This is a genomic window from Arthrobacter sp. TJ-265 (genome assembly GCF_058269135.1).
The window spans coordinates 130,596-156,675 of record NZ_JBZCND010000002.1; the positions used below are offsets into that span (position 1 = coordinate 130,596).

Genomic DNA, 26,080 nt, shown 5'->3' on the forward strand with positions numbered 1-26,080 from the left:
CGACTCTTGAATTTGCATGACTACTTCCGTCTGCTGAGGCGGAACTGGAGGGTCGTCTCGATACTGGCCATTGTCGGACTGCTGCTCGCTGCACTTGTCGGGTTCGCTCTACCATCTAGCTACGAAGCCAAGACGAGGCTGTTCGTGGCAACTCAGAGCTCGGGTTCAGTAGCGGAACTGCAGCAGGGGAACTCCTTCACCCAGGCGCGGGTGCAGTCCTATGCAGAAACTGCGACAACGCCGCTGGTCCTTCAGCCCGTGATCGATTCACTGGGCTTGGACTTGAGCCCCGCCGAGTTAGCGCAGGTTGTTTCTGCTTCCTCCAACCCGAACACGGTGCTTCTGGATATCACCGCGAGTGATCGATCACCCATGCAGGCGGCGGCAATCGCTCAAGGGGTGTCGGAGAGCCTGGTGTCGGCAGTCGAATCTCTTGAGAGCGGCGCCGAAGGCACTGAGAGTACGGTGCGAGTCTCAGTGATAACCCCAGCAGCCGCTCCGACCATTCCGTCGTCGCCGAACATTCCTTTGTACCTCGTTACTGGCATCCTCGTCGGTCTTTTCGCCGGCATGGGGTTGGCCATCTTGCGCTCCACCCTGGACTCGAAAGTAAGGGGCGAGGGGCACGTGCGGAAGGTCACCGCAGCGCCCGTGCTCGGCGGTGTCTCTTTCGACCCCGACGCAGTGAAGAAACCCTTGATCACGCAGGTAGCTCCACAAAGTCGGCGCGCGGAATCATTCCGTCAGATCCGCACGAACCTGCAGTTCGCACACGTGAGCCACAAGTCGAAGGCCGTGCTCGTGACGTCTTCACTTCCCGGTGAAGGGAAGAGCACGACCGCCACCAATCTGGCCATCGCCATCGCCCAGGCCGGCCAGTCGGTCGTGCTGGTCGACGCGGACCTTCGCCGTCCTCGCGTGGATGAGTATCTGGGGCTCGAGCGGAACGCGGGACTCACCACAGCCCTGGTCGGGCAAGCCGATGTCGAAGACCTCCTGCAGCCTTGGGGGACAGACGAGCTGTATATCCTCACGGCCGGACAGATTCCGCCCAATCCGAGCGAACTGCTGGGATCCGATGCGATGAAGCGCCTGATATCAAGGCTCGAGGAGAACTTCGATGCCGTCATCATCGATGCTCCTCCCCTACTCCCTGTGACCGACGCGGCAGTTCTCGCTCAGCAGGTGGGCGGCGTATTGCTGGTGATCGGGTCCTCGAAAGTGAGACTTCCGGATCTGCAGAAGTCGCTCGGGAGCCTGGATATGGTGAACGCGGATCTGCTCGGAGTGGTGATGAACTTCCTGCCTGCCAAGGGCCCTGACGCGTACGGCTACAGCTACTACTCATACGATTCCCATCCGGATTCTCACCTTGCTCCAAAGGATCAGCTCGCTGCACCGGTCACGACAGCCGCACCCCAACGGGTTCACCTCGAGGACGTAGTCAGCCTGAAGCCGCATGCCCTACGCCGACCGGCACACGACTAGTGCTGCGTGACGCTCCCGCTTTGGGGAAGGAGCACACTGCGGGAGACGGTCGCACCTGGATGAGGCGCTACCCGCGGCGCCTCGCCGTTATCGACGCTGTCGTAGTCCTCTGGGCCACTGCCGGGGCCTTCCTCATCCGGTTCGGCCTGGTGGATGACACAGGAGCCGAACCGCTCCAGACCTATGCGGTGTTCAGCGTGGTCCTCAGCATCGGGTGGTGGATGATGCTCGGCGCTTGGGACACGCGGAGTCCCCACGTCCTAGGATCGGGTGCTGAGGAATACAAGCGGGTCTTCGGGGCTTCGCTCTGGCTGTTCGGCCTCATCGCTATCCTCTCCTACGCCTTCCGGTATGACACCGCACGAGGATATGTGGGCCTGGCCCTACCCGCAGGAGTGATTGGCCTGCTCATCGCCCGATGGATGGTCCGTCAGATTCTCAGCGGGGAGCGCCGGCATGGCAAGAGTTCCTCCCAGATCCTGATCGTCGGAGGGGCCAATGCCATCGATCACTTGGCTACCTCTTTGCGCAAGAACCCCCTCGCTGGCTACAACCCGGTCGCGGCGTATGTGACAAGCGGCAGTAGCGGTCAGTTGCGCGCGAATCCGGACATCGCCGTCGTCGGATCGGGCTCGGACGTTGAGTCGATCATGCAAGCCATCGCTGCCTGCAGGGCGGACTCCGTTGCCGTTTCCGCTGGTTCCGATCTAGATCCCGACGTCCTGCGTAGACTTGGGTGGGCCCTCGCTGCGCACGAGACCCGTCTGATTCTCGCCCCGGCGCTGACCGATATCGCCGGGCCTCGCATCCACACGCAGCCGGTTGCAGGGCTGCCACTCGTGCACGTGTCGACGCCGAAACTGACCGGCGGATCGCGTGTCCTCAAACGCCTGTTCGACGTGACCGGCAGCGCAGCGCTGCTCGTCGTTCTGTCACCGGTCCTGCTGATTCTCGCGGTCCTCGTAAAGCTGAACAGCCCGGGCCCGGTGTTCTACACCCAGGAACGCATCGGAGTGGACGGGGCCACCTTCAACATGTTCAAGTTCCGCTCGATGAAACAGGACGCCGACGCGCAGCTTGCCACGCTCCTCGCGTCTCAGGGCAGTGCGGACAAACCCCTGTTCAAGGTCAAGGATGATCCCCGCATCACCAGCATCGGCAAAGTTCTCCGCAAGTACTCGCTCGATGAGCTCCCCCAACTGTTCAACGTTCTCCGCGGGAGTATGAGCCTCGTCGGTCCGCGACCTCAGCGTGCAGGCGAGGTGGCGTTGTATGACGACGCCGCTCACCGCCGACTCTATGTCAGTCCAGGGATGAGCGGTCTCTGGCAGGTCAGCGGGCGGTCCAACCTCACGTGGGAGGAGTCCATCAAGCTCGACTTGTACTATGTGGAGAACTGGTCGCTGGTGCAGGACATTGTCATTCTTCTCAAGACCTTCAGGGCGGTCTTCGCGGGCCACGGCGCGGTCTGACCCCCGAGCGTTCACCCGCACCCCTATGGACGGGCGTGCCGCACGATAGGACCCGTGAGTGACACCGAGCAGCGACACGGCAGCAGGGACACATGCGCCGAAAACCAACACGCAGCGCTCTCCGGGATCCGGCCGGCCAGTGTTTCGACGGGTCATGCTGAGCGCCGGAATCGCACTCTTGATTGTCGCCGTGTGTGGCGCATGGTTGGCGCACCGCGCGCAGCAGATCCGCAGCAACCTCGAAAGCAGCATGACCCTCGTGCCCGAGCTTCAGGCGTCCGTCGTCGGGCGTGACACCGAGCGCGCCAGCACAACCACAGCGGCACTGAGAGAGCACACGACCGCGGCCCGCGTGGCCAGCGCGGACCCGCTGTGGAAAGCCGCCGGGTTCCTACCGTTCGTCGGCCAGAACTTCAGCGCAATCTCCGAGGTGACCGTCTCCGCGGATGACGTGGTGAACCGCGCCGTTGTGCCCATGACCGACACATTCGCTGCGCTGGACTGGAAGGCCCTGACCCCTGTGGACGGGCGGATCGACACCGCTCCCCTCGCCGAAATCGCACCAACCCTTTCCGCGGCAGCCACCACCGTCGAACTATCCTACGACCGGCTCGAGGGGATCGACCGCTCCGGGCTCCTGCCACAAATTGCCGGCCCATTGAAGGATGCTGTCGAAGCACTCGGCGACGCGCGTGGGCCCATCAACGGGGCGTCCCACGCCGCTCAGTTGCTGCCCTCCATGCTGGGCGCCGAGGAGCCCCGTGACTACCTGGTGCTGGTGCAGAACAACGCTGAGGTCCGCGCAACCGGCGGGATCCCCGGTGCGTTGGTTGTCCTCACCGTCGAGAACGGACGGATCTCCCTGACCGACCAAGGCAGCGCCGGCGAGTTGGGACGGTTCGACCCGGCAGTTCCGGTAGCCCCCGAGCAGGAACTGATCTACTCCTACCGCATGGGTACGTTCATGCAGAGCGTGAATCTGACTCCCGACTTCCCCACGGCGGCATCCACGGCGGAGCAGATGTGGGAGGTCCGTCGCCCGGGCTCCCAGATCGACGGAGTGATAGCCCTGGACCCCCTAGTGCTGGCGAACATCCTCCGGGCCACGGGCCCGGTGGAACTCGGCGAGTTCGAGGATCCCGCCGTCGAGGCCTTGCTTTCGCAGACCGAGCTGCCTACGGCGCTCGATTCCACCAACGTGGTGCCCACCCTCCTCTCGGATGTGTATGCCGAGATCGAGGAGCCGGCGCTGCAGGACGAGTACTTCGCCGCCGTGGCAAGCAAGGTGTTCAGTGCCCTCACGAACGTGCAGGGAGACAGTACACAGCTCATCGACGCCGTGGTGATGAGCGCCGAGCAGGGCCGCCTGTACGTGTGGTCCGCGACCTCCGAGGAGCAGGCCGTCCTCGCCCAGACCAACCTGGCGGGCGCAGCCGTCGGCCCCACGGTCGGCGGGGCGGCGTTCGGGGTGTATTTCAATGACGGCACGGGCGCGAAGATGGACTACTACGTGCGTCGGACCGTGCAGCTCGTGAAGAGCTGCCCGGGGGACGGGTACTCCCTGTACACCGTCAAGGTGACACTGACCAACATGGCCCCTGCGGACGCGGCGACGAGCTTGCCGGCGTACGTCACCGGCGATGGACTTTTCGGCGTCGACCCTGGACGTGTAAGGACCAATACTGTGAGTTACGGCCCAGCACAGGCGATCCTGCAGCAGGCGAGGATCAATGGAGAGGATGCGCCGATCGGATCCTTCGCGCACGGCAACCGGCCGGTCGGCATCCTCACTTCGGAACTCGGCCCGGGAGAATCAGCCACCCTGGAGATGGACTTCTCCAAAGTGGTGCAGGAAACCGAACCCATGGTGGATGTGACCCCCACCGTGCAGAATCCTGCCGACGTCCTCCTGCCGGCCGAGGGCCGGGAGCCCTGCGGCTGATCCGGACGACGAGGCAGTTGACCGGCTGCGCGAGATCGACACTGCGTCACATCGTCCTATCAGAAGGACGGACCCCTTCTCCTCTGAACGCTCCGCTGCGAATTGGCGAGAGAAAGTCCCTCTCGTTTCAAGTAGTCCTCCGGCTGGTTCGACTCATTCGGCAGGGAGCCATAGTGAGCGAGTATTTGTGCGTCAGTTTCTGCTCGAATTGACCGGCAGTTTTTATTTCGAACGACGGACACCAAAAAAGCCGGGCCGAAGCATATGCTCCGGCCCGGCTCTCGAGGTGTTCAGCGGTACGCGGGTCACGTCTCGGCGGAACGCCGACGAGCCACCACGATGCTGCCGGCACCCAGGCCGAGCGCCCCGATGCCCGCGGCGCCCCAAAGGAGCATGGCCGAGTCGACGCCGGTGATGGCCAGGCCACCCGCTGCGGACGCGGTGGTGGTGCCGGCCGTGGTGCCGGTTGCAGCGTTATCGTCATCGACATTCACCATCGCCGTCACGGTCTTCTTCGAGGTGCGGCCGGTGGCGGTCAGCGTATAGGAGCCCTCCTCTGCGATGGTCACGGAGACGGCGAAGGTGCCATCCGGACGAGCCGTGGTGCTACCGCCGGGGAACGAGGACCCGTCGGCGGACGTCACGGTGATGTCGATCTGCTCGCTGTCGGTGAAAACTCCGGCGGGGCCGGCGAAGACCACGATTCCGCCCGGCGCGATGGCGGCGTCGCTGACAGCGCCCGTGGCAGCGGAGACGTAGGAGTCGGTCGGGGGAGCGGCCGTCCCCGCACTTGCTCCCAGGAGAGTGATTGTTCCGGCAATTGCCAGGACGGAGGCGATTTTGCGCATGATGGCTCCCCATAAGAGATAAGAATGAGATAAGACTGACGGACGAGACTGCCGACTTTGTTCCCCAAATGCCTAAGGTTCACTCCTTGGAAGAGGCCAGCGGCAGCTGGGGACGGAGTCTTGGTCTCAGGAAGACTCCTTTGCCGCTGGCCCCGATCCGGGACCCGCTCTTTCTGCGAGTAAGGGCCGAAGCCCTGCCGTTGAAGCTTCATCGGTTCAACAAATGCAACCCTACGCAGATCAACCGAACCGCTCACCAGTACGCACTACTTCAGTTTGTCGGCTCGAGTACCTGAAATTCATCGTCGGACTACTCACACCCAGCCGTCCGCCTCTGCGCACGGTGGCGCAGGTCAATGCTCGTCGTCGTACGCCCGCATCTCACCCTCGAGTTCCTCCCGGGTGGTGATGCCGAGCTTCCCGTAGATGCGGTAGAGGTGCCCTTCCACCGTCCGGGTCGACAGGACGAGCTCCTCCGCGATGGAGCGGTTGGATGCCCCGTCCGCGGCGAGCCTCGCAATCTCGCGTTCCCTGGATGTCAGCTCATGGGAGGCACGCAGGTCCCCCTCCTCGTGGGGCAGTACACCTTCGAGCAGGGACTGGCGGTGGCGTACGGTCCGCAGCGCCATGCGCCGGGCCCTTCCATCCCCCTGCTCCTCGAAGAGGTGCATGGCCCGCACCGACGCCTCGGCTGCGAGCGGGATCTTCTGCAATCTCTCCGCGTGGTCTGCCGCCGCAAGCAGGGCGTTGGCGTCGTGGTCCGCCAGCGCATGCGCGTACCGGGAGAAGACCTGCGCCTCCGAGCCCTCGAGCTGGTCGGCGAGTTCCGCGAGGCGCCAGGTCCTCTCGGTGTCGCCGAGGACCGCGAGGAGTTCCAGCATGTCCTTCTCGCACGAGCGGAAGCCCGTCTCCTGCGCAGTCTCCGCCAGTGCCCGGAGCCCGCTGAGGTCTCCCCAGCCGTCGGGCCCACCGATGCCCGCCGCAGCGAGGAACGCCCGCCCGCGGAGGAGCAGCGGGCGGCTGCCGAGCGACGCCACGCCGTCGAACTCCTCCTGGAAGGCCGCCGCGGCTCCATGCTCCCCCAGAGAGTGCGCAGCCCACGCGGCGACGCCGAGCGCGTAGGGCAGCAGCATTTCGGAGTCCACCTGCCGGAGGGACGCCAGCGCCGGCTCGAGGAGGTGCAGTGCGGTGCGGAACTTCCCGCGGCGCGCTTCGAGGACGGCCTCGAGCGCCGCCAACGGACCACCGACGTACTCGAAACTCACCACGGGCCGCCGCCGGTACTCCTCGAGCGACTCTCGTGCGGTGGCGAACTCACCGGCGTGGATCAGTGCGCTGACGTACCTCGCCACGACGCGCGGACGCAGGTGCTCGAGGTCTCCACCGGAACGGTCCACGGCATCGAGCGCTGCGCGGATCCCTGCCAGCGCCGTGTCGGAGTGGCCGAGCGCTGCATCGACCTCGCCGCGGAAGAGCAGCAGGAGCACCGCCAGGGGGGATTCGGACTCCACCCCCGCAGGAGCGAGGGCAGGGAGGGCGTCCGCCTCCGCGCGGGCGGTCGCGAAGTCACCCTCGAGAATCCACCCGAGCAGGTGGAGCAGTCGCAGGGCATACGCTGCCTGCTCCGACTGCTCTGCCGGCGCTGCCCGCGCTGTCGACCCCTGCTCTGACACCCTGGCCAGCCGTTCCGCGCACGCGTCGGCAATGGCATGGATGCGGCTCGGGTCATCACCGCGCTGGACGCAGGCCAGTGCCTTGAGGACGGCGGCGTCCGCAGCGACGACGGGCCGAGCCGCATCCACCGGGACCTGCTCGAGCAGTTCCACGGCCACCGCGTACTCTCCAAGGCCGACCCGTACCCGCGCCTCCTCCACCACCCCGGCGGACTCCTCCCCCGCCGTACGCGCAGCGCTCGCGAACCGCAGGGCGGACTCCGGACTGGAGACGTGCGCCGCGGTGCGAGCCGCCGTCAGGAGGACGGCAGGCGGCACGGGAACACCGCAGTCGAGGGCCCAGTCGAGGTAGTCGAACATGCCCTCGTCCACGGGGGGCGGCACCACCTCGTCGTCGAAGACGCGGCGACGAAGGTCCGCGCTACGTCCAGCGGGAACGAGCGCCCGGACCACGCGCGCCATCATGGGGTGGGCCACCCTGAGCATGCTCGTGGATGAGCCGAGGGTGCGCAGGAGCCCGCGGCGCACGAGCTGCTGGGCCACTGCGTCCTCCTTGATCGCCGCCAGGCGCGCCTGCGGGACGCCACCGCTGAGCGCCACCACCTCATAGGCGGTCCGCTCCTGCTCCGTGAGTTCCTGCAGCAGGGTCTTCGCGAGGTCCATCAGGGGTGCAGCGGGAGGATGGAACCGGCCGGACAGGCACCACACGCCGTCGTGCTCCACGAGCTCGCCGGTGGTGGCGGCGTGGTCCAGGAGCGCGCGCAGCATCAGGGGATTCCCCGCGCTCTGCCGGGAAAGGTAGTGGCCTGCCCCCTGGGACAGCCGCCCGCCCTGGATCGCCTCGCACAACGCGACGGCGTCCGCCTCGGCGAGGCCGGGGAGGTCCACCCTGCTGATGAAACCGTCCGTGTAGAGGGAGAACAGGTCTCCGGCCCGCGGCGGCAGGCCGTCGGCGAAGAGGACCACCTTGATGATGCGGGAGATCACCAGCTGGGTGAGGATGTGGCTGCTGTCGTCATCGATGTACTGGGCATCGTCGACGACCACCACCGCGTTCCGTCCTTCGGATGCCGCCCTGAAGTAGGCGACAAGGGCACGGAGCGCGGAAAGGGAGGAATCGAGGGCCTCGGGTGTCGCGTGGGAGAGGTATGGGCCGAGCGCTCCGTACGGCACCGCCGCGAGGTTCTCCGCGGCCCTGACGAGGAAGAACCGCGTCTGGTGCGGGTCCCCGGCGGTCACGAGGCGCCGGGCGATCGCGCTCTTGCCCGTCCCGAACCCACCCACCACGAGTGCCCCGTGCAGATTGGGGTGGGACAGCGTCTGGGCGATGGCAGCGATGGGTGCCTCGACCCCCACGAGAGGTACTCGCCGGCCGTCGACGCTCATCCGAGGGGTGCCGGGAACAGCTCAGCGAGCTGGGAGCGGGAGGACACGTGCAGCTTCGAGTAGATCTGGTACAGGTGCCCCTCGATGGTCCGTACGGACACGCACATGGCGTCGGCGATCTCCCGGTTCATCAGGCCGCCGACCGCCAGCTGGGCGATCTCCGCCTCCCGCGGAGTGAGGCAGTCGAGCTGGGAGGTGGGGCCGTTGGCGTCGGGGTCGCCCAGGACGCGGCGCGCCCGCTGCTGGACCTCTCGCACCATCGACTTGTCCCCCAGTGCCCGCGCCGCATGGAGGGCCGAACGGGCGGCATCCCGTCCGAAATTCTGATCCCCTCCCGCTGCGGCGAGATCCATGGCCTGCAGCAGCACTTCGGCGTCGCGGTTGCTCACCCCTTTCGCGAAGGTCTCGCACAGGTGGGCGTAGGGGCCCTGCACGCGGGCGGCGACCTCGGAAAGCTCCGTGAGGACTCCGCTGCTGCCGAGCCGGACCGCGCTCGTGAACGCGGACAGTGCGAAGAGCGATGCACCGCGTTCCCTGTCGCTGCGTCCCAGGGCCTGCAGTTGCCGGGCGGCGTCCGGCTTCGCCTCCCGCAGCCCCACACTGAGCAGCTGCAACTGGGAGGCGATCCGGCGCACCAGCCAGGGATCGCCCGCGGAGGGTTCCGCGTGCACCAGAAGGGGGATCGCGGCCTTGATGTTGTCCCCCACCGAATGGCAGTAGGCGATGGCCGTGGCCGCGAGGGGGAGCACGCGCTGCGGGTCGCCGACCCGCAGCTGATCGAAGGCCGGCGTCAGGACCGCCAGCGCGTCCTGCGGCGTGCCGTACCGGCCGCGGACGAGTCCCAGGGCCAGCTGCACGGCGGAACTGTGCAGCACGGCACCGCTGTCACCGTTCGTCAGGCGGAGCTTGCGTGCGCCCTGCTCCCAGGAGCCGGTCGCGCTGTAGATGGCGATCAGGCGCAGATAGGCCAGTTCCCGGGTACGGGAGGCGACCTCGGGCTCCTGCACGCGGTCCGCGAGGGCATCGGCGAGCTGGAGCGCCTCCAGCTGGTTCTCCAGCATGGCCCACGCCTCGGTCAGCAGGACGTCGGCGGCGATGCCCTGGTCCCGGCCCAACGGGACGCCGCCGGAACGCAGGGACAGCACCAGGTCCCGCGCGTCACCGAACCGGCCCTGCAGGGACGCGACCTCCGCGCGGGCGATGACGATGTCGGCCTGGAGCCGGGCGCGGTCCTGCGGCTCGACGCCGGCGTCGGCCTCGAGCCGCTCCCCGGCCTCGTTCAAGGCGTCCTCCACGCCGCCCAGCCCGAGGCGGTGACGCAGGAAGACGCCGGTGATCAGCAGTGGCACGGCCTCCGCGGCCGGCGCGTCGTCGAGCAGTGGAGCGGCGAGCAGCATCGCGTTGCCTGCGTCCTGGAAGCGCCCGGTGAAGGTGAGGGCACGGATGCGCTCGACGGCGGCAGCGACCGACGAGCGGTAGGCATCGCCGAGTTCGGTGTACGCGGCGGCGATGGAGTGCCGGCCGGCACGGTTCGCCGAGCGCGCGGCGGCGAGGGAGAGTTCGGCCGGGACGGGCCGCTGGGCCTTCAGCAGCCACTCCGCATGTCGCTCCAGATCGAGCTGGTCCCCGAGGGTGGCGCCCCCGACCCACCGCTCGTACAGCTCGCCAGCGCGCTGAGCGGACAGGGACGCGGCGGCGCCCGCGCTGACCACGGGGTCCTGGAACTCCACGCGCTCCTGCTCGCCGTGGCGTACCGCGAGCAGGCCGGCGGTCTGGAGGGCATCCAGGTCCGCGCTGCCGGTGATGGACTGCGTGACGGGGAGGGGCAGCCGCCCGGCCAGCGCGAGGACATGGGCGATCTCCTGCTGCCCGGGTGGCAGTTCCTCGAGGATGAGCTGGACCGCTTCGGCGATCTCGGAGGGCACGGGGGTGCTGCCCGGCAGGAGGACCCAGGTCTCCCCATGCCGCACCACGCTGCGTCCGCGGACCGCCCGGATGGAGGCCTGCAGGAACCGCGCGTTGCCGCCGCTCATGCGGTACAGCAGCGCCGCGGCCTCGGCGCTCACCGCTCCCTGCAGCTCGGCAGCCGCGAAGGCCCGTGACTCGAGGGCATCGAACGGCGCGAGGTCGAAGCGGCGCAGGGAGCCGTCCCGCCAGAGGCCGGCGAACTGGGGGTCCGCGGCGGCGAAGTCCTGGGCCGTCAGCAGCACACTGGCGGTCCCGCCGAGTACGAGCTGCCCGATGAGGGCCGCCGAGGACGGATCCAGGTACTCGACGTTGTCCACGGCGAGGACCACGCGGCGCCCGCGCGCCTGCTGGTTCAGGAAGTTCGCGACGGCGCGGAGCACCATCACGGGGCGCTCGACTACGTCCGCCTCGAGCTCCGAGAGGAGGAAGTTGACGGGTCGGTAGGACTGGTCCCGGAACCTCCTGGACCCCCGGATACGGAGGACGTACAGGCTCTCCGCACTGGATGAGAGCACCTGCTGCACGACGGCGGTCTTGCCGACGCCCGCTGCGCCCACGAGGACGGCGCCGACCGACCCGGGGGCGGTCAGGGCTTCCTCGACGGCCAGGAGGACATCCGCGCGACCGACGAAGGAGGGGGCATCGTCCGGAGCAGACCCCCGTCCGGCGCCTGCTGCGGGACCATCGGGTGGGATGGATCGAGCAAGTGACACGCCCTGGCCGTTCGCAGCCATCAGACCACATCCTAGGTTCGAGGGGGTCGATCGCCTCCGAGCCTAAGTAGAGTCACGACGAGCTACACGAGTAGCACCTACGGGAGTTGCGCTCCACCTACTCGATTCTCCGCCCGCAGACTCTGGCGAGACTACTTCAAATCGGTCAAAAAACTACTTGTAATGTCAACTAGTCGCCTACCGGCCCGGACGTGGCTCAGGAGTTGCCGTCGAACAGGCTGGTGACCGAGCCGTCGTCGAACACCTCACGGATGGCCCGGGCGATCAGCGGGGCGATGGACAGCACCGTCAGCTGCGGGAACCGCTTCTCCGAGGGGATGGGCAGTGTGTTGGTGACCACGACCTCGCGGGCACCGGATTCGGCGAGCCGGCGTGACGCCGGCTCCGAGAATACCGCATGCGTGGCCGCGATGATGACGTCCTTTGCGCCGGCGTTCTTGAGCACCTGCACGGCGCCGGAGATGGTGCCGCCGGTGTCGATCATGTCGTCGATCAGCACGCAGGTGCGGCCCTCCACCTGGCCCACCACCTGCTTGGAGACGGCCTGGTTGGGGACGGTCAGGTCACGGCTCTTGTGCACGAAGGCGAGGGGCGCGCCGCCCAGGCGCTCGGCCCACTGCTCGGCCACCCGGACGCGGCCGGTGTCCGGGGAGACGACGGTGACGTTGTCGGCGTCGACGCGCGAGCGGATGTAGTCCGCCAGCAGCGGAATGGCCATGAGGTGGTCCACGGGGCCGTCGAAGAAGCCCTGGATCTGCGAGGTGTGCAGGTCCACGGACATGAGCCGGTTGGCGCCGGCCGTCTTGTAGAGGTCCGCGACGAGGCGGGCCGAGATGGGCTCACGGCCGCGGCCCTTCTTGTCCTGGCGGGCGTAGGGGTAGAACGGCGAGACCACGGTGATGCGCTTGGCCGAGGCCCGCTTCAGGGAATCGATCATGATGAGCTGTTCCATGAGCCAGTTGTTCAGCGGGGCCGGGTGCGCCTGGATCACGAAGACGTCCGTTCCGCGCACGCTCTCCCCCGACCGCACGTAGATCTCGCCGTTTGCGAAGTCGTAGGCGGAGACCGGCAGCAGCTCGGTGCCCAGCCAGGAGGCGATCTCCTCCGCCAGCTCCGGGTGCGCGCGCCCCGAGGCCAGGACCAGCTTCTTCTCGCCGTGTGCGGTGATCTCGCTCATGCCTGGGTGCTCTTCTCTTCGGTGGGGGTACTCGTGGGGGTTCCGGGGGAGGGCGCGTCCGCGGCGGCACCCGCGGCGGCGGCGGAGGCGGTGCCGGGCCGCTTCGCAGCCACCCAGCCGGGGATGTTCCGCTGGGCCGCGACGGTCACGGCGAGCGAGCCTGCCGGGACGTCCGCGCGGACCACGGCGCCGGCGCCGGTGTAGGCGCCGTCGCCCATGCTCACCGGGGCCACGAAGACCGTGTTGGAACTGGTGCGGACGTGGGAGCCGATGACCGTGCGGTGCTTGTTCACGCCGTCGTAGTTGGCGGTGATGTTGCCGCAGCCGATGTTCGTGTACTCGCCGATCTCGGCGTCGCCGGCGTACCCGAGGTGGGACAGCTTGGAGCCGCGGCCGATCGTCACGTTCTTCGTCTCGTAGAACGCCCCGATCTTGCCGTCCTCACCGAGGACCGTGCCGGGGCGCAGGTAGGTGAAGGGGCCCACGCTCGCGCCGGCGCCGATGCGCGCGCCGCTGCCGTGCGTGCGGACCACGTGTGAGCCTTCGCCGATCACGACGTCGGTCAGCGTGGTGTCCGGACCCACCACGGCGTCGCGCGCCACGGAGGTCTCCCCGTGGAGCTGCGTACCGGGCAGGATGGTGACATCCTCCTCGAGGACCACGGTGGAATCGATCCAGGTGGTGGACGGGTCCACGACCGTGACACCCGCCAGCATCCACTGCTCGACGACGCGGCGGTTGAGTTCGGCGCCGAGCGCGGCGAGCTGTACGCGGTCATTGGCGCCCTCCACCTGCCAGCGGTCCTCCTGCACCACGGCGGCGACGCGCCCGCCGTCGGCGCGGGCGATGGCGAGGACGTCCGTCAGGTACATCTCGCCCTGCGCGTTGGATGCGTCGACCAGCGTGAGGGCGCGCCGCAGGACGTCGGCGTCGAAGGCATAGATGCCGGAGTTGACCTCGCGGATGGCCCGCTGCTCGGGCGAGGCGTCCTTGTGCTCGACGATCGCGAGCACGGTGCCGTCCTCGTGGCGCTGGATGCGCCCGTAGCCCGTGGGGTCCTCGAGGACCGCGGTGAGGACGGACACGGCGTTGGCCTCGCCGTGGTGGATGGCCACGAGCTCCCGCAGGGTCTGGGTGGTGAGCAGCGGGACGTCACCGTAGGTCACCACGACGGTGCCGCTCAGGGGGCTCCCGGAGCGGGCGTCGAGGCCCTCGAGCGCCACCTGCACGGCGCGCCCGGTGCCCGGCAGCTCGTCCTGGTCGATCAGGACGGCTTCCGGGTCCACGCTGCCCACGTGCTCCGCCACGCGGTCCCGCTCATGGCGGACGACGACGGCGAGCTCCCGCGGCCCGATGGCGCGGGCGGCCCGCAGTGCGTGCCCGATCATGGAGATCCCGCCGATACGGTGCAGGATCTTGGGGGTCCGCGACTTCATGCGGGTCCCTGCGCCGGCGGCGAGAACGATGACGGCAGCTGGTACGCCGGCGCCCTCCAGGTGCGTGGTTTCGTCCTGTGTGCTCACGAAGAAGCGCTCCTACCTGTAGGTGACCGGCGTGTGCGGCGGACTGGCTGATCCCTGGCCAGCGCCTCCCCCGTTCCGCCCATAGGATTCGAACCTATACTCCACAGCTCCAAAGGCTGGGGTGCTGCCATTACACCAGGGCGGACCGCGACGCACCCCGGGTGGGCCGGGGCATGTGCGCACGGTTATCTAGTTTGCCATGCCCGCGGGACTTTGCCATGACGTGCACGGCAGACCGCCCCGGCACGCTGCCGGGGCGGGACAGGCTGCCGGGTCAGAGCAGCAGGAACAGGACGACGGCGACGACGAACACCACGACGAGGGTCCCGATGACCGTCCAGCTGCGCTGCGTGCCCTCCCCGGCGCGACGGCGTCCATGGTCCGGCGACGGGGACGGTGTATTGGTCATGCACCAACGGTAGGAGCCGGCGCCACCGGGCCGACATCCTGCCGGATACTCGACTGCCGCTACCGACCACTTGCCCGCCTGCCGGCAGGCCCGCCGGCCGTCGACCGTTGAAGCCCCCGCGCGGCGGGGCTAGATTACGACCATGCGTCCTCCCCGGCCAGAGATGTCCAACGCCGTTCCGCCTCCCTCGCTCAGGGTGGCCGCTCCTCCCCCGCTGGTCCGGTACATGGGCGCACTGTGGCTCGCGGGCGGCGTCGTCGGCGTGGCGGCTCTCGTGTTCGCCTACCTGGACCGAGACGCGCATCTGGCCCGTCTCCGGGAGACCGCCGCGGGCATCGACGCCGGGGCGGACGCGGCGCGGCTGGACCAGGTCGCGGCGATCGCGTTCTGGGGCACGCTCGCGCTGTTCGCGGTGGTGCTGGTGGCCGAAGCCCTCCTCGCGCGCCCTCTGGTGCGCGGCCGCGGTGGCGTGCGCTGGGCACTCCTCGTGATGCTCGCGCTCAACGTGGGTGCGGTCCTGCTGGTGGTCGCCTTCCTCGGTGAGGACTCGGCGGGATTCCAGCCCACCGTGCATCTGGCGGGTGTCCAGTTGGCCCTCGCCGCCCTCGCCTTCCTCCTCTGCCTGCTCCCGCCGGCGGCGCGGTGGTTCAGGGACGCGCGCCCCCCGCGCTGACGACCTCGCCCGGTTCCGGCTCGCCCGCCGGTTCCCGCTCGCCCTCCCGGGGTGCCGGGCCTGCACGGACCACCAGTTCCTCGCAGGTGCGCACCACGATCTGGCACGCCTCCTGGGCCCCCCGGCTGGTCAGCGGGTTCTCGGCCAGCACACGCCACCGGTGCAACTGTCCGAGCGCGGCGGCCCGCACCTCCCCGTGATCGGCGGCCGGCTCCAGCCCGAGCCGGTCCGCGGCGGCCGTGCCGGAGCCTCCGACGAGGCGCTCGGCGTCGGCCACTGCCGGCGCGGGCAGCGGGACACGGCCGGCACGCAGGGCGGACAGCAGTCTCAGCTCGTTCATCTCGTGGGCGGTGGCGGTGATCCTCTCAACTCCCGCGTGCAGCCGCGCGGTGGCGTCCCGGGGGTGCGTGGCGAGGATCACCTCGAGTCCGGTCAGGGCCGTCCGGACCCGCAGGGCCGTGGCCCGCGCGTGGAACTGCCGCGTCATGAGCGTCATCAGTTGGTCGAGCCCGCTGCGCCGTGCCAGCTCGTGGGCCAGCGCCGTCGCACTGCCGGTGCCGCCGCGCACCAGGGCGGCGCCCAGCCGGAGCCCGAACATCCCGAACCGGTCCAGCAGGCGCGCGGCGTCCTCCGTCGAGAGGCCGAGAGCGGCGCTACCCGCGACGAAGCGGTCGGCGGAGATCAGGGTGCGCTCGCGGTCGGTCCTCCCGAGCGCCGCCAGCGCCACGAACCCCTGGTACTCCGCCTGCCGGAGGGTCCGCGCGCTCTGGGCGAGCAGTCCCGCCATGGGGAGCACGTCGAGGACCAGGGACCTGAGGGACGGATCGGCCCGGTAGCGGTCGGCGATGCGGGAGGCGGCGATCAGCGAATCGAGCCGCCCCGCCCCCACCTCGTCCGCGCGGGAGAGGACGGCGAGCGCGTTGATGGTGCCCGACCGGGCAGCGCTGGTGTCGTGGAACGCCTCGAGGAACAGCAGGTCCGAAGCGTGGAGGTGCCGCATCAGGTAGATGACGGCGTCGGCCTCGGACGGGGCGTCCTCCGGAGTGAGGAACCGTGTGCTGCGCTCCGAGACGTCCGTGGAGAGCGAGGCGATGCCCGGGGTGTCGATCAGGGTCATGGCGCGCAGGTTCTCGGCCGGCCAGTCGACCACGAGGCGCGCCACGTCCTCGGCCCGCTGCCCACCGAGATCGAACACCAGCCGCCCGTCCACCCTGGTGAGAGGCAGCAGCCGCGGCTCGCCGTCCACGGGGTGCAAGGTGATCCGGGGCGTCGCCGCGTAGCGGTACCAGGTGATGATGCGGGTGCACTCCCCGGTGCCGGTAGGGGCGATCTCCTCGCCGATGATCGCATTGAGGAGCGTGGACTTGCCGGCCTTGACCATGCCGGCGACGGCGACGCGCAGCGGTTCGCGCAGCCGACGCGCATACCCCTCGAGTTCGGCCCGTACCGCGGGATCGTCGTCGTAGACCTGGAGGGCGTCCGCGAGGAGGGCTTCGACGGCGCCGCTGTCCCTCACGCGTGCGCTCCCGCCGCCACGGCGCCGGTGGATCCGGTGTCGGGCTGCGCGGGCTCCGTGGGTTCCGTGGTCCGCGCGGTCTGCGCGGGCTCCGGGAGGAGGCGCCCTGCCTGCGCGTGCAGGCGGTCGATCGCCGCGAGCTGGGCCTCCAGCTCGGTGATGCGCGCCTCGCGTTCCTGCCGGAAGGTCGACGCCGTCCGCTGCGCCGCCGCGACGGAGTCCGCCAGGGAGCGGTGGTGCTCCTCGGCGATGGCACCGAAGTGGTCGCGGATCTCACGCTGGACGAGCCGCAGCCGGTCCTTGAGCTGCTTCCCCACCTGGAACACGACGTCGTCCATCTGGCGCCGCACCAGGGACTTCGCCTCACCCTGGCGGCGCTTGAGCCGTGCGTCCTTGTCCTCGCGGTACGCCTTGCGGCCGAGCAGGAGCCCGGCGCCCACCGAGAGCGGATTGATGAGGGCCATACCGATGATGCCGGTGAGCAGGCCGAACATCAGCACACCGCCGTAGGACCCCCGCATGCCGATGAGGACCTTGCCCGCGACGCTCACATGCCCGGGGTCGAGGTACGGCACCTCCTCCACGGGGGCGAGGACGCCGTCCGTGCTGGAGACCTCCAGCAGCGGCAGGGGTACCTCGTCGAGCGCGAACAACTCGGCCACCTGCTCGGCGAGCCACTGTGAGCGCTCGTTGGTCCACACGAAGGTGTCCGACACCGCAGAGGCCACGCGCTGCTCGAGCCACTCGGCGAACTGGTCCCAGATGAGCCCGGGATCGCCGTCGTCGATGGCGGCCTCGGCTTCCCGCTGGATGGACCGGAGCCGATCGCGGAGATCGTGCTCCATGTCGCTGATGAGATCCGACGCGCCGTCGTTGAGGGTGGTCTGCCAGCGCGAGGACCGCTTCCGCTGCTGGTCCGCCCGCTCCTTGGCCTCTTCCAGGTCGGCGAGGAGGAGGGGCACGCCCTCGGGGTTCCGGAGTGCCTGCAGTTCCGCCGTCACCGAGAGGCGCAGGTGATCGGCCGTGGACAGCAGGTCCTGGGCCACCGACTTCCGGCGCAGGACCTGCGCCTTGCCCACCACCTCGTTGCGGAGGTAGCCGATGAGTTCCGGGAACCCCGACTCGCGGTTCAGCTCCACGTCCTTGGTCTGCGACGCGAACAGGCGGAGGTCGGAGGACACCGGGATCAGCGGGGCCGGGATCCCCGCCTCGGAGAGGTGGCCGCGGTCGAGGTCCGCGACGGCCCGCCACTGCGGATACAGGTCCGTCTTGGAGAGCACGCAGCCGACGTTCGGGACGATCCGGGCGGCCTGCCGGAGGAAGCGCAGCTCCGGCTCGGTGTACTCCTGGGAGGCATCCGAGACGAGGAGCATGGCGTCCGCCGTGGGCAGGGCGGTGAGGGTGGTCAGGGCGTGGGCGGATTCGAGGCCTCCCACCCCCGGGGAATCGATGATCGAGAGCCCGTCGGCCAGCAGCCGTCGCGGGAGGCGGACCTCCGCCGAGGCGAGGCCCTGCCGGTTGGACGGGTTGCCCCGTTCGGAGACGAAACGGGCGATGTCCTCGAGGGCGATCTCGCGGCGCTCGACGGCCCCGCGGTCCGGGCCGCCGTCCTCGCGGGGCATCAGCACCGCCGCACTGGCGGGATCGCCGTAGCCCACCACCGTGGGCACGGAGGTGGCGATGTCGTCATCGACGGGGCACACCGGGGCGTTCACGAGAGCGTTGATGAGCTTGCTCTTGCCCTGCTTGAACTCTCCCACCACGATCACACGGATGTCCGGGGTGGCCAGGCGTCCCAGTGTCTGCTCCAGCCGCCGGCGCAGGTCGGCGCGGTCGCCGGAGGCGACCAGCCCCAGGCCGCTCTTCACGAGCGGAATCAGATCATCCATGTGACACTCCCCGGTGAGTTGTTCTATGAGACCACGGGCAGGCCCAACGGGAACAGCTCCCCGTTGGGCCTGCCCCGGTCGTGCTGCGATCAGAGCGAGGAATCCTCGACCTCGATCTCGGACTCGATCTCGACATCCACCTCGTTGTCGACGAAGAACGCGGAGTCGTCGATGGACGTGAACTGATCCGTCGAGTTGTCGGTCGCGGTGAACGAGTCCTCGATCACGACGTCGGTGTTGATCGACTCGTCCGTCGTGAAGGAGTCCTCGATCTCCACGTCGACCTCGGTGGTGTCCGAGTTGTCGTTGTACGAGTCCGTCAGGGAGTTGTCCGTGATCGTCGTCGTCTCCTCCGCCGTGAACGAGTCCTCGATCTCCACCTCGACGTCGGTGTTGTCCGAGTTGTCGTTGTACGAGTCCTCGATCGAGTTGTCCGAGCGGTCGGAGTTGTCGGTGTTGAGGGAGTCCTCGATGTCGACGTCGATATCCGTGTCGATGTCGGTGTCGGTGTCCACCGAGTTGTCGGAGTTGTCGTTGTACGAGTCCTCGATCGAGTTGTCGGAGCGGTCCGAGTTGTCCGAGTTGTCGTTGTACGAGTCCTCGATCGAGTTGTCCGAGTTGTCGTTGTAGGAGTCGTTGGTGTTGCCGATGGCGACATTCGAGGAGCCGCCGGCGTGGACGTTGGTGGAGTGGTCTTCGGAGTTGTCGACCGAGTTGTCGACCGAGTTATCGACCTTGGCATCGCCGTCCGCCGCGACCGCCCGGTCACCGGAGGCGACGATGGCCTCGTTCTCGAACCACTGGGTGACGTCGCCGTCGGCCCAGATGTTCTGGTTCACGGACTGGTCGGTGATGGTGTCGCGGTCATCCACGGACGTGGTGTACGAGTAGTTGTTGACGATGTGCAACAGCTGCTGGATCGCGTGGCCGTGATCGCTGTCGTCGTGATCGTGGTCATGGTCGTGGTCATGATCGTGGCCGTGGCCGTGATCACCGTCCTTCCCGTCGTCGCCGTCCTTCCCGTCGTCGCCGTCCTTCCCGTCGTCGCCGTCCTTGCCGTCGTCGCCGTCCTTCCCGTCCCGTCCGGGAGCACCGTCCCAGCCGTCCTTGCCGTCGTCGCCTGGCCAGCCGTCCCTGCCGTCGTCGCCGTCCCGGCCGGGAGCACCCGGGCTCACATCGCCGGAGGAGTTCCCGCCGGTGTCGTACGTGCGGTCGAAGCTGACCGGGGCGTAGTCCAGGACCACGGGCAGGACGGCGTCGACGTCGTCGCTGCACACGTCGCCGAGGCCGGCGCTGGCCAGGACGGCTTCGGGATCGCTGATGAATTCGCGGGCCGCTTCCTCGTCGTTGAAGAGGTTCATCAGGAAGTCGAGGAGCTCTGAAGCGAGAGTAGTCATGAGATGTTCCTTCGGTGAGGTCGGATCCGCCGGCGGCTCTGCTGGCTTGTGTCCAACGTAGGAGTGGGGGGCGGGCGGGACATCGGTAGTTCCACCCCTGATCCCCGGGGCGCGTTAGGGGTTCCGCCGGCCCCGATTAGGGGAACCCACCGGGTTCGGGACCCGGCCCGGCAGTGGATGCTCGGCGGTGGAGGTCTCCGCGGAGGTGGTCCCGAGCGTCACCCGGAGCCGTGCCAGCAGGTCAGAGCGCGACGAAGCGCCGAAACGGCGCCGGATGCGCGCCACATGGTGCTCCACGGTCCGCGGGGAGATGAAGATCTCCTCGCTGATCTCGCGGTAGGTCCGTCCCTCCAGCACCAGCTGCGCGATCTCCCGTTCGCGGCCGCTGAGTGCCGGCCCTCCTGCCCTCCGTGCTGCGGGACCCCGCGTCCCGGCGTCGACCCCCGGCGTCGCGGCACCGTGCATCGCGGCACCGTGCATCGCGGCACCGTGCGTCGCGGCACCGGTGCCGGCGGATCCGTGCGGGAGTGCCGTCCGGGCAGGCCTCGGGGTCCGGTCCCCCGGCGGGACAGGGGCTGCCGGGGAGGGCCCGACGTCGGGACGCGGGGTCCGCTCACGCGCGGGCCGTAGGTCGCGCGCGCAGGAGAGCAGTCGTGTCATGTCCCGGCGGTCGTCCGCCCGTGCCGCTGCGTGGCCGGCCAGGCGCGCACCCTCCCAGGCGAACCCCGCGGCGGCGAGGCCCTGCGCTGCCACCTCGACGGCGCCGGTCTCGAAGCGTCCGGCGAGGACGGAGACCCAGGCCTTGCCGGCGAGCGCGAAAGTGGCCGCCAGAGGGTAGGCGGAGGGCTGATGGACCAGCGCCGCAGCATGCGGGGCGAGGTCGCCGGGGCGTTCGAGCAGGAGCGCAGCCTGGGCGGCGGACCAGTGCAGGGGGACGGACCACAGCGGCGGATCCCCGAGCTGCGAGAGCAGCACCCATGCCTCGTCGAGGTGGGTCCGGAGTGCGTCGGAGTCGCGGAGCCGGGCTGCTGCGATGACCAGTTCGGTGAACGGGAGGAGGGTGAAGAGATCCACGGAGACGTGCAGCAGCGCCTCGCGGGCACGCTGCCACGCCTGGACGAGTGCCGCACTGTCCCCGGCACGCCGGGCCAGTCCCACCTCGAGCGCCTGCAGCAGGAGGTGGTCCCGCGGCGTGAGGCGCTGATCCTGTGCGCGGGCCTCGTCGCAGAAGTCCCGTGCCAGGGCGGGCTGATCCAGAAGCATGGCGGCCCAGCCGCCCAGGAAGCAGAGCCGGGGGTGCGACACCCGGCCGCCCTGCCCGCCCGCGAGCGCCGCCTGAATGACGGCGAGCGCGGTCTGGTGGTTCCCGGCGAGGAGCGCGACGGTCGCCGCGAGGCAGGCGGGCAGTTCCGGCGACGGGGACACCCTCCCCGTGGCGTTGAGGGTGTCGGACGAGCGGATGAGGATGGGCACGGCACTGGAGGGGTCGGGGCCGAGGGACTGCAGGGCACCCTCCGCGAGCAGGAGGTGCGCGACGTCCGCCAGCGACGGCGACGCCGCCGGGCCCCCGCCCGAGACCATCGCCCGGGCGCCCGTCGCATCCCCCGTGGCGAGCAGTGCCAGCGCCCCGAGGGGATCCACCCCGGTCGATCCTGCTCCCGCCGCCCAGCGGTGCACGTCGGCCGCTCGGGACATCATGCCCCGGTGGGCCCACAGCGCGGAGGCGACCCGCACGGCCCGCGCGGCATCGGCAAGGACCGGTTCGGCGTCGGCATCCCCGTGCCCGAAGTAGGTGTCGAGGATGCGGGAGGCGGCGTCGAGGTCGCCGGCACCGAGCGCTGCCTCCGCCCGGCGCGGACCGGTGCCCGTGGCGTCAGCTCCGGCGGCGACCGCGCGTTCCAGCAGGTCGAGGGCCGCTGCGGGATCGGTGCCCAGCAGCGCAGTGCCCTCCTCGGCCAGCACCCCGGCCACGCGGTCGTCGACGAGGCCGTCCGCGGCCAGCCGGCGCGCAAGCGGGCCGAGGGGGAGCGATTCGGAGCAGTAGAGATCCACGAGGGCGCGCTGCAGCCGGCGCACCTGGTAGGCGTCGGCGTCGCGCAGCATGGACGCCCGGAGCTCGGGCGTCGGGCGGCCGTCGGGCTGCACGAGGCCGGCGGCCCTCGCCTCGGCGGCCAGCTGCTCGGCGGGCACACCTTCGTTGTACAGCAGCGGAGGGACGAGTCCGGGGATCGAGAAGCCGATGCACAGCGCGAGGACCACCTCGTAGGTCGCCGCGTCCAGCGGCCGGCCGTGGAGCGGGGGCGTCCCTGTCTCCACGTCGTGGGCGGTCACGGTCACGACTCCGACGTGAGGGACGACGGCGTGGCGGGATCGGCGGGCGGATCGGTGGGAGGCGGATCCGCGGGCGCCGGCGCTTCGGGCGTGGTGGGCTGGGGGTCCGGATCGGCGGGAGGCGGGTCGGTGGGTGCGGGGTCCGCCGGTGGCTGCGTAGGATCCGGGGCCGGCGGCGGCGTCACGGGATCGGGAACCGGCGGGGTGGTGGGCGGGGTCACCGGTGGCGCCTCGGTGACGGGAGGCGCGGGCGTCGGTGAGGGGGAAGGAGCAGGCGGCGTCGGACCGACCGGGCCGGCGCCGGGTTCCGGTGCGGACGGGGACGGCGTGCTGGTGCGCGGCGGCGTGGGCTTCGTGTCGCCCGCGGGCTTGGGATCCTTCGACGCAGCCTTCGTCGGGGTGCCGGGTGTCGGGGTCGCCTGCTTCGTCGGATCGGAGGAGGCGCCGGCACTCTTCTCCGTGGCGGTACCCGACGGGGTTGCCTGCCCGGCACCGTCGGGCGCCGTTCCCGCCATCGCCTCCGTCCTGTCCAGGAAGGTCCCGGCGTCGCCCGGCTCCAGCAGGGGCCCGATGCCCCCGTCCGTCCCGTCCGGGGTGGCGGTCACGCCCCCTGCCTCTGCCGTGGGGGCGGCTCCTTCGGCGGCCTCGGCCCGCTGGTCGCCGGACAGGGCCGAGAGCGCAGAGAACGGGTTCGGGGAATTCGTCGCGGACGCCGTCGCGATACCCAGCAGCGCCACGGCCGCGGCGATGGCCGCGACCCGTACCCCGAACCGCCTGGTCGGTAGCTGGGCTGCCGGCCCGTGCGTGGGCAGCGGGGCGCTGTGCGGGGCGGGCCGTGCGAAGCCGGCCGCGTTGACGGTCGGGGCCGCCGCACGCTCCAGGGGCACGCCGGTCACGTGACCCGGCGCCGCGGCGGGCCCGTCCCCCGGCGCATCGTCCAGGGCCGACGTGGCGAAGGCCGCGCCGAGGGCGACGGAGGCCTTGGGGTCGACGTCGATGGCCAGGGGCCGGTCGAACTCCTCGGACAGCAGCTGGGCCACCAGCGGGATGCGCGACGATCCGCCGATCAGCAGGATCGCGGCGAGATCCTGCCCCCTCACCCCCGCACTCTCGAGAGCGGAGCGGAGGGTGGTGAGCGTGTCACCGAGCGCCGGTCCGATCATCGCCTCGAATTCCGACCGGACGATGCGGACCTGCGAATGCGCACCGGGCATCATCACGGACACGGTGGCCTCGGAGTCGGAGGACAGGGCCTCCTTGGCCTCCGTGCACTCCTTCCGGAGGCGGGTCAGCGCGGCGAGGAGCGCCGGGTCGTGCTCCGGTCCGGCCAGCGGGACGTCCGAGCTCTCGAGGACGTGATCGAAGATCTCCTGGTCGAAGTCCGCTCCGCCGAGCCGCTCCAGGCCCTGGGGGGTGCCGAGGACCGCGAACGTGTCGGCATCGGTCTTCCGGAGCACCGTCGCATCGAAGGTCCCACCACCCAGGTCGTACACGGCGAGGGTACTGCCTGCGGGGACCTGCTCCCGCGCGGCGTACGAGAGCGCTGCCGCCTCGGGCTCGGTCAGCAGGACGACGTCGCCGATGCCGGCTTCGGCCAGGGCCTGCCGCAGCAGGGAGGTGCGGTGCTCGCCCCAGCCCACGGGGTGCGTGAGGGTGACGACGTCGGGCGCTCCGCCCTCCCTCTCGGTGGCGACACCCACGACCCAGCTGACGACGGCGGCGACGAGCTGCTGCGGGAGGACCTGTTCGCCGCCGACCATGAGGGGGATGTCGTCACCCATGCGCCGTTTGAACTCCCGGGCGACGCGGTCGGGCTGCGCGGCGCCCCTGCGCTCGGCGGCATCGCCGACCAGCCGGGTGCCGTCCGCACCGAGGAACACGACGGTGGGAATGGCCGCCGCGCGGCTGCCGAGGGAGAGGATCTGCGGCACGCCGGGACCATCACCGTCCGTCCGGAGGGTGGCGGCTGCAGTGTAGCTGGTACCTACGTCGACGCTGAGACCGTAACTCATAGCTCCCCATGTCGTGCTCATCCTTGACCACTCGAGCCCAGCTAACAGGACGGCACACGGCAAGACGAGAGTAACTTCGCGCACCCGCTACTCGTCTTGGGGAATCCATTACTTGGCCGCCGGCATCCATCGGACGCAAGGATCGGCAAGCATTTCCTCAGGTTCCACTGTTTCTTGCAAGGCCGGCGCGGGACTCCTAGGACCGGCTCGCGAGTGTGGCTAGCCTCTGACGAACTGGCCCGCATCAGCGGGAAGGTCTCTCCAGAAAGCAGCACATGTTCTCCTCCTCCAGCCTGCCTGCGTGCCGCCGCATGGCGGCCGCCGCCGTCGCCGCCGTCGCCGTCTCGCTCATCGCCTCCCCCGCGTCCGCCGCTCCCCCGACCGTCCGCGCCGACGGGCAGGCTCTCGCCGGGACCGTCCAGCGCGACGGCGCCTTCCTCGCCTCCGTCGAGGCACCCGCCGGGTCCAAGGTGAAGTTCAAGGTGGACGGAACCTACCTCGGCCAGGACACCACCGCTCCCTACGCGTGGCCCGTGGCCGTCGGGGCCGGAACGCATAAGCTCGAGGTCCGGTGGGAATCGCCCGCCGGTCGACAGGAGAGCACCGTGTCCTTCTCCGTGGCCACCCCCCGACCCGCGGCCCCGGCGCCCGCCGCCACCCCGGCACTGAAGCCCGCGCCGGCGCCCGCGCCGAGGCCGACCTCGAAATCGACGCCCAAACCGACGCCCAAGCCGACCTCGACGCCCGCACCCGCGAACGTCGTGCAGGTCTCGACGGCAGCCGGGCTCAAGACCGCCCTCGCGAACGCACGGCCCGGGCAGGTCATCGAACTGCGGGACGGCCGCTACATCGGGGCCTTCAAGGCGTCGGCGTCGGGCACGGCGGCGTCCCCGATCACCCTGCGCGGCTCCCGCGGCGCCGTGCTGTCCAGCGGGTCCACGTCCTCCGGTTACGGCCTGCACGTCACGGGTTCGCACTGGCGCATCACGGGGGTGGCCGTAGCCTCCTCGGCCAAGGGGATCGTGCTGGACGGGTCGAGGAACACGATCATCGACGGCGTCGACGTGGGCACCATCGGCGCCGAGGCGGTGCACTTCCGGTCGGGGAGCTCCGACGGCGCCATCCGCAACTCCTTCATCCACGACACCGGCCTCAAGCAGCCCGGGTACGGCGAAGGCATCTACCTGGGCAGTGCGAGGAGCAACTGGTCCAGGGGCGTGGCCGACCGTTCCGACCGCATCGAGGTGAGGAACAACCGCATCACGAACACGTCCGCGGAGGGTATCGACGTGAAGGAGGGCACCACGGGCGGGGTGATCATCGGCAACACGTTCACCAATGCCGGTGGATCCGGCGCCAACTTCGCGGACTCCTGGGTGGACGTCAAGGGCAACGGCTACCGGATCGAGGGCAACACGGGCTTCGGGACGAAACTGGACGCCTTCCAGGTGCACTCGGTCCTCGCCGGGTGGGGCACGGGCAACTCCTTCGCGGGCAACACGGTGCAGGGCGGGGTCCCGGGGTACGAGGTCTGGGTGCAGTCGGCAGCCCTCAGGACGGTCATCGCGTGCAAGCCGAGCGGGGCGGCCCGCGGGCTGAGCAACATCGCCTGCCGCTAGTCCGCCGGACACGGAAGGGGCCG

The 26,080-nt window shown here is 69.7% G+C and carries 16 protein-coding genes and 1 tRNA gene; 5 read left to right on the plus strand and 12 right to left on the minus strand.

The features are described from left to right. Nucleotides 1-12: 12 nt before the first annotated feature. The 3 genes from AC4D2E_RS09220 (at nucleotide 13) to AC4D2E_RS09230 (ending at nucleotide 4,902) form a co-directional block, all read left to right on the plus strand. Entirely contained in the window at nucleotides 13-1,488 is a 1,476-nt protein-coding gene (locus AC4D2E_RS09220) for a tyrosine-protein kinase domain-containing protein (protein WP_490952707.1), read from the plus strand. A gap of 59 nt (nucleotides 1,489-1,547) precedes the next feature. After that, a complete protein-coding gene (locus AC4D2E_RS09225) occupies nucleotides 1,548-2,960 on the plus strand; it encodes a sugar transferase (RefSeq protein ID WP_490952412.1) in 1,413 nt (470 codons plus the stop codon). Between the two features lie 250 nt (nucleotides 2,961-3,210). Beyond that, the gene (locus AC4D2E_RS09230; RefSeq protein WP_490952413.1) at nucleotides 3,211-4,902 is read left to right on the plus strand and encodes a DUF4012 domain-containing protein; all 1,692 of its coding nucleotides are present in this window, start codon (nucleotides 3,211-3,213) and stop codon (nucleotides 4,900-4,902) included. Between the two features lie 305 nt (nucleotides 4,903-5,207). On the opposite strand, the gene AC4D2E_RS09235 is transcribed toward AC4D2E_RS09230, so the two are convergent. From AC4D2E_RS09235 to AC4D2E_RS09265, 7 genes are all read right to left on the minus strand, one after another. Further along, the gene (locus tag AC4D2E_RS09235; RefSeq protein WP_490952414.1) at nucleotides 5,208-5,750 is read right to left on the minus strand and encodes an LPXTG cell wall anchor domain-containing protein; all 543 of its coding nucleotides are present in this window, start codon (nucleotides 5,748-5,750) and stop codon (nucleotides 5,208-5,210) included. Nucleotides 5,751-6,103: 353 nt separating this feature from the next. After that, a complete protein-coding gene (locus AC4D2E_RS09240) occupies nucleotides 6,104-8,809 on the minus strand; it encodes a helix-turn-helix transcriptional regulator (protein ID WP_490952415.1) in 2,706 nt (901 codons plus the stop codon). Continuing rightward, nucleotides 8,806-11,511, minus strand: coding sequence for a helix-turn-helix transcriptional regulator (locus AC4D2E_RS09245; protein WP_490952416.1), 2,706 nt, complete (start codon nucleotides 11,509-11,511; stop codon nucleotides 8,806-8,808). The genes AC4D2E_RS09240 and AC4D2E_RS09245 overlap by 4 nt, the downstream gene beginning before the upstream one ends. A gap of 196 nt (nucleotides 11,512-11,707) precedes the next feature. Next, nucleotides 11,708-12,688, minus strand: a complete 981-nt coding sequence (locus AC4D2E_RS09250; RefSeq protein WP_104121083.1) for a ribose-phosphate diphosphokinase — start codon at nucleotides 12,686-12,688, stop codon at nucleotides 11,708-11,710. Beyond that, complete coding sequence (gene glmU / locus AC4D2E_RS09255; protein WP_490910743.1) at nucleotides 12,685-14,211, minus strand: bifunctional UDP-N-acetylglucosamine diphosphorylase/glucosamine-1-phosphate N-acetyltransferase GlmU; 1,527 nt, start codon at nucleotides 14,209-14,211, stop codon at nucleotides 12,685-12,687. The genes AC4D2E_RS09250 and glmU overlap by 4 nt, the downstream gene beginning before the upstream one ends. Nucleotides 14,212-14,284: 73 nt before the next feature. Continuing rightward, nucleotides 14,285-14,356 (minus strand) — tRNA-Gln (locus AC4D2E_RS09260). Between the two features lie 129 nt (nucleotides 14,357-14,485). Then, nucleotides 14,486-14,620, minus strand: coding sequence for a hypothetical protein (locus tag AC4D2E_RS09265; protein WP_258069957.1), 135 nt, complete (start codon nucleotides 14,618-14,620; stop codon nucleotides 14,486-14,488). Between the two features lie 142 nt (nucleotides 14,621-14,762). Here AC4D2E_RS09265 and AC4D2E_RS09270 point away from each other — a divergent pair, with 142 nt between their 5' ends. Continuing rightward, the gene (locus AC4D2E_RS09270) at nucleotides 14,763-15,293 is read left to right on the plus strand and encodes a hypothetical protein (protein WP_490952417.1); all 531 of its coding nucleotides are present in this window, start codon (nucleotides 14,763-14,765) and stop codon (nucleotides 15,291-15,293) included. Here AC4D2E_RS09270 and AC4D2E_RS09275 read toward each other — a convergent pair. The 5 genes from AC4D2E_RS09275 to AC4D2E_RS09295 all read right to left on the minus strand — a co-directional run bounded on the left by AC4D2E_RS09275 (nucleotide 15,268) and on the right by AC4D2E_RS09295 (nucleotide 24,438). Next, nucleotides 15,268-16,809, minus strand: a complete 1,542-nt coding sequence (locus tag AC4D2E_RS09275; protein ID WP_490952418.1) for a dynamin family protein — start codon at nucleotides 16,807-16,809, stop codon at nucleotides 15,268-15,270. The two genes, AC4D2E_RS09270 and AC4D2E_RS09275, sit on opposite strands and share 26 nt — an antisense overlap. Then, nucleotides 16,806-18,698, minus strand: coding sequence for a dynamin family protein (locus tag AC4D2E_RS09280; RefSeq protein WP_490952419.1), 1,893 nt, complete (start codon nucleotides 18,696-18,698; stop codon nucleotides 16,806-16,808). The genes AC4D2E_RS09275 and AC4D2E_RS09280 overlap by 4 nt, the downstream gene beginning before the upstream one ends. 89 nt (nucleotides 18,699-18,787) lie before the next feature. Continuing rightward, a complete protein-coding gene (locus AC4D2E_RS09285; RefSeq protein WP_490952420.1) occupies nucleotides 18,788-20,095 on the minus strand; it encodes an IniB N-terminal domain-containing protein in 1,308 nt (435 codons plus the stop codon). Nucleotides 20,096-20,209: 114 nt separating this feature from the next. Continuing rightward, nucleotides 20,210-22,426, minus strand: a complete 2,217-nt coding sequence (locus tag AC4D2E_RS09290; RefSeq protein ID WP_490952421.1) for a LuxR C-terminal-related transcriptional regulator — start codon at nucleotides 22,424-22,426, stop codon at nucleotides 20,210-20,212. Nucleotides 22,427-22,428: 2 nt separating this feature from the next. Next, nucleotides 22,429-24,438 (minus strand): Hsp70 family protein, encoded by a 2,010-nt coding sequence (locus AC4D2E_RS09295; RefSeq protein ID WP_490952422.1) that lies wholly within the window; start codon nucleotides 24,436-24,438, stop codon nucleotides 22,429-22,431. Between the two features lie 275 nt (nucleotides 24,439-24,713). On the opposite strand from AC4D2E_RS09295, the gene AC4D2E_RS09300 reads away from it, so the two are divergent. After that, nucleotides 24,714-26,057: a right-handed parallel beta-helix repeat-containing protein gene (locus tag AC4D2E_RS09300; RefSeq protein WP_490952423.1), complete on the plus strand. Its 1,344-nt coding sequence runs from the start codon at nucleotides 24,714-24,716 to the stop codon at nucleotides 26,055-26,057. Nucleotides 26,058-26,080: the final 23 nt, after the last annotated feature.

Excerpts from the sequence above, each read along its gene's own strand:
- AC4D2E_RS09250 (WP_104121083.1), bottom strand. The coding sequence starts at position 12,688 with ATGAGCGAGATCACCGCACACGGCGAGAAGAAGCTGGTCCTGGCCTCG.
- AC4D2E_RS09235 (WP_490952414.1), bottom strand. The coding sequence starts at position 5,750 with ATGCGCAAAATCGCCTCCGTCCTGGCAATTGCCGGAACAATCACTCTC.
- AC4D2E_RS09295 (WP_490952422.1), bottom strand. The coding sequence starts at position 24,438 with ATGAGTTACGGTCTCAGCGTCGACGTAGGTACCAGCTACACTGCAGCC.
- AC4D2E_RS09270 (WP_490952417.1), top strand. The coding sequence starts at position 14,763 with ATGCGTCCTCCCCGGCCAGAGATGTCCAACGCCGTTCCGCCTCCCTCG.
- AC4D2E_RS09300 (WP_490952423.1), top strand. The coding sequence starts at position 24,714 with ATGTTCTCCTCCTCCAGCCTGCCTGCGTGCCGCCGCATGGCGGCCGCC.
- AC4D2E_RS09240 (WP_490952415.1), bottom strand. The coding sequence starts at position 8,809 with ATGAGCGTCGACGGCCGGCGAGTACCTCTCGTGGGGGTCGAGGCACCC.
- AC4D2E_RS09245 (WP_490952416.1), bottom strand. The coding sequence starts at position 11,511 with ATGGCTGCGAACGGCCAGGGCGTGTCACTTGCTCGATCCATCCCACCC.
- AC4D2E_RS09230 (WP_490952413.1), top strand. The coding sequence starts at position 3,211 with ATGACCCTCGTGCCCGAGCTTCAGGCGTCCGTCGTCGGGCGTGACACC.
- AC4D2E_RS09285 (WP_490952420.1), bottom strand. The coding sequence starts at position 20,095 with ATGACTACTCTCGCTTCAGAGCTCCTCGACTTCCTGATGAACCTCTTC.
- AC4D2E_RS09265 (WP_258069957.1), bottom strand. The coding sequence starts at position 14,620 with ATGACCAATACACCGTCCCCGTCGCCGGACCATGGACGCCGTCGCGCC.
- AC4D2E_RS09225 (WP_490952412.1), top strand. The coding sequence starts at position 1,548 with ATGAGGCGCTACCCGCGGCGCCTCGCCGTTATCGACGCTGTCGTAGTC.
- AC4D2E_RS09280 (WP_490952419.1), bottom strand. The coding sequence starts at position 18,698 with ATGGATGATCTGATTCCGCTCGTGAAGAGCGGCCTGGGGCTGGTCGCC.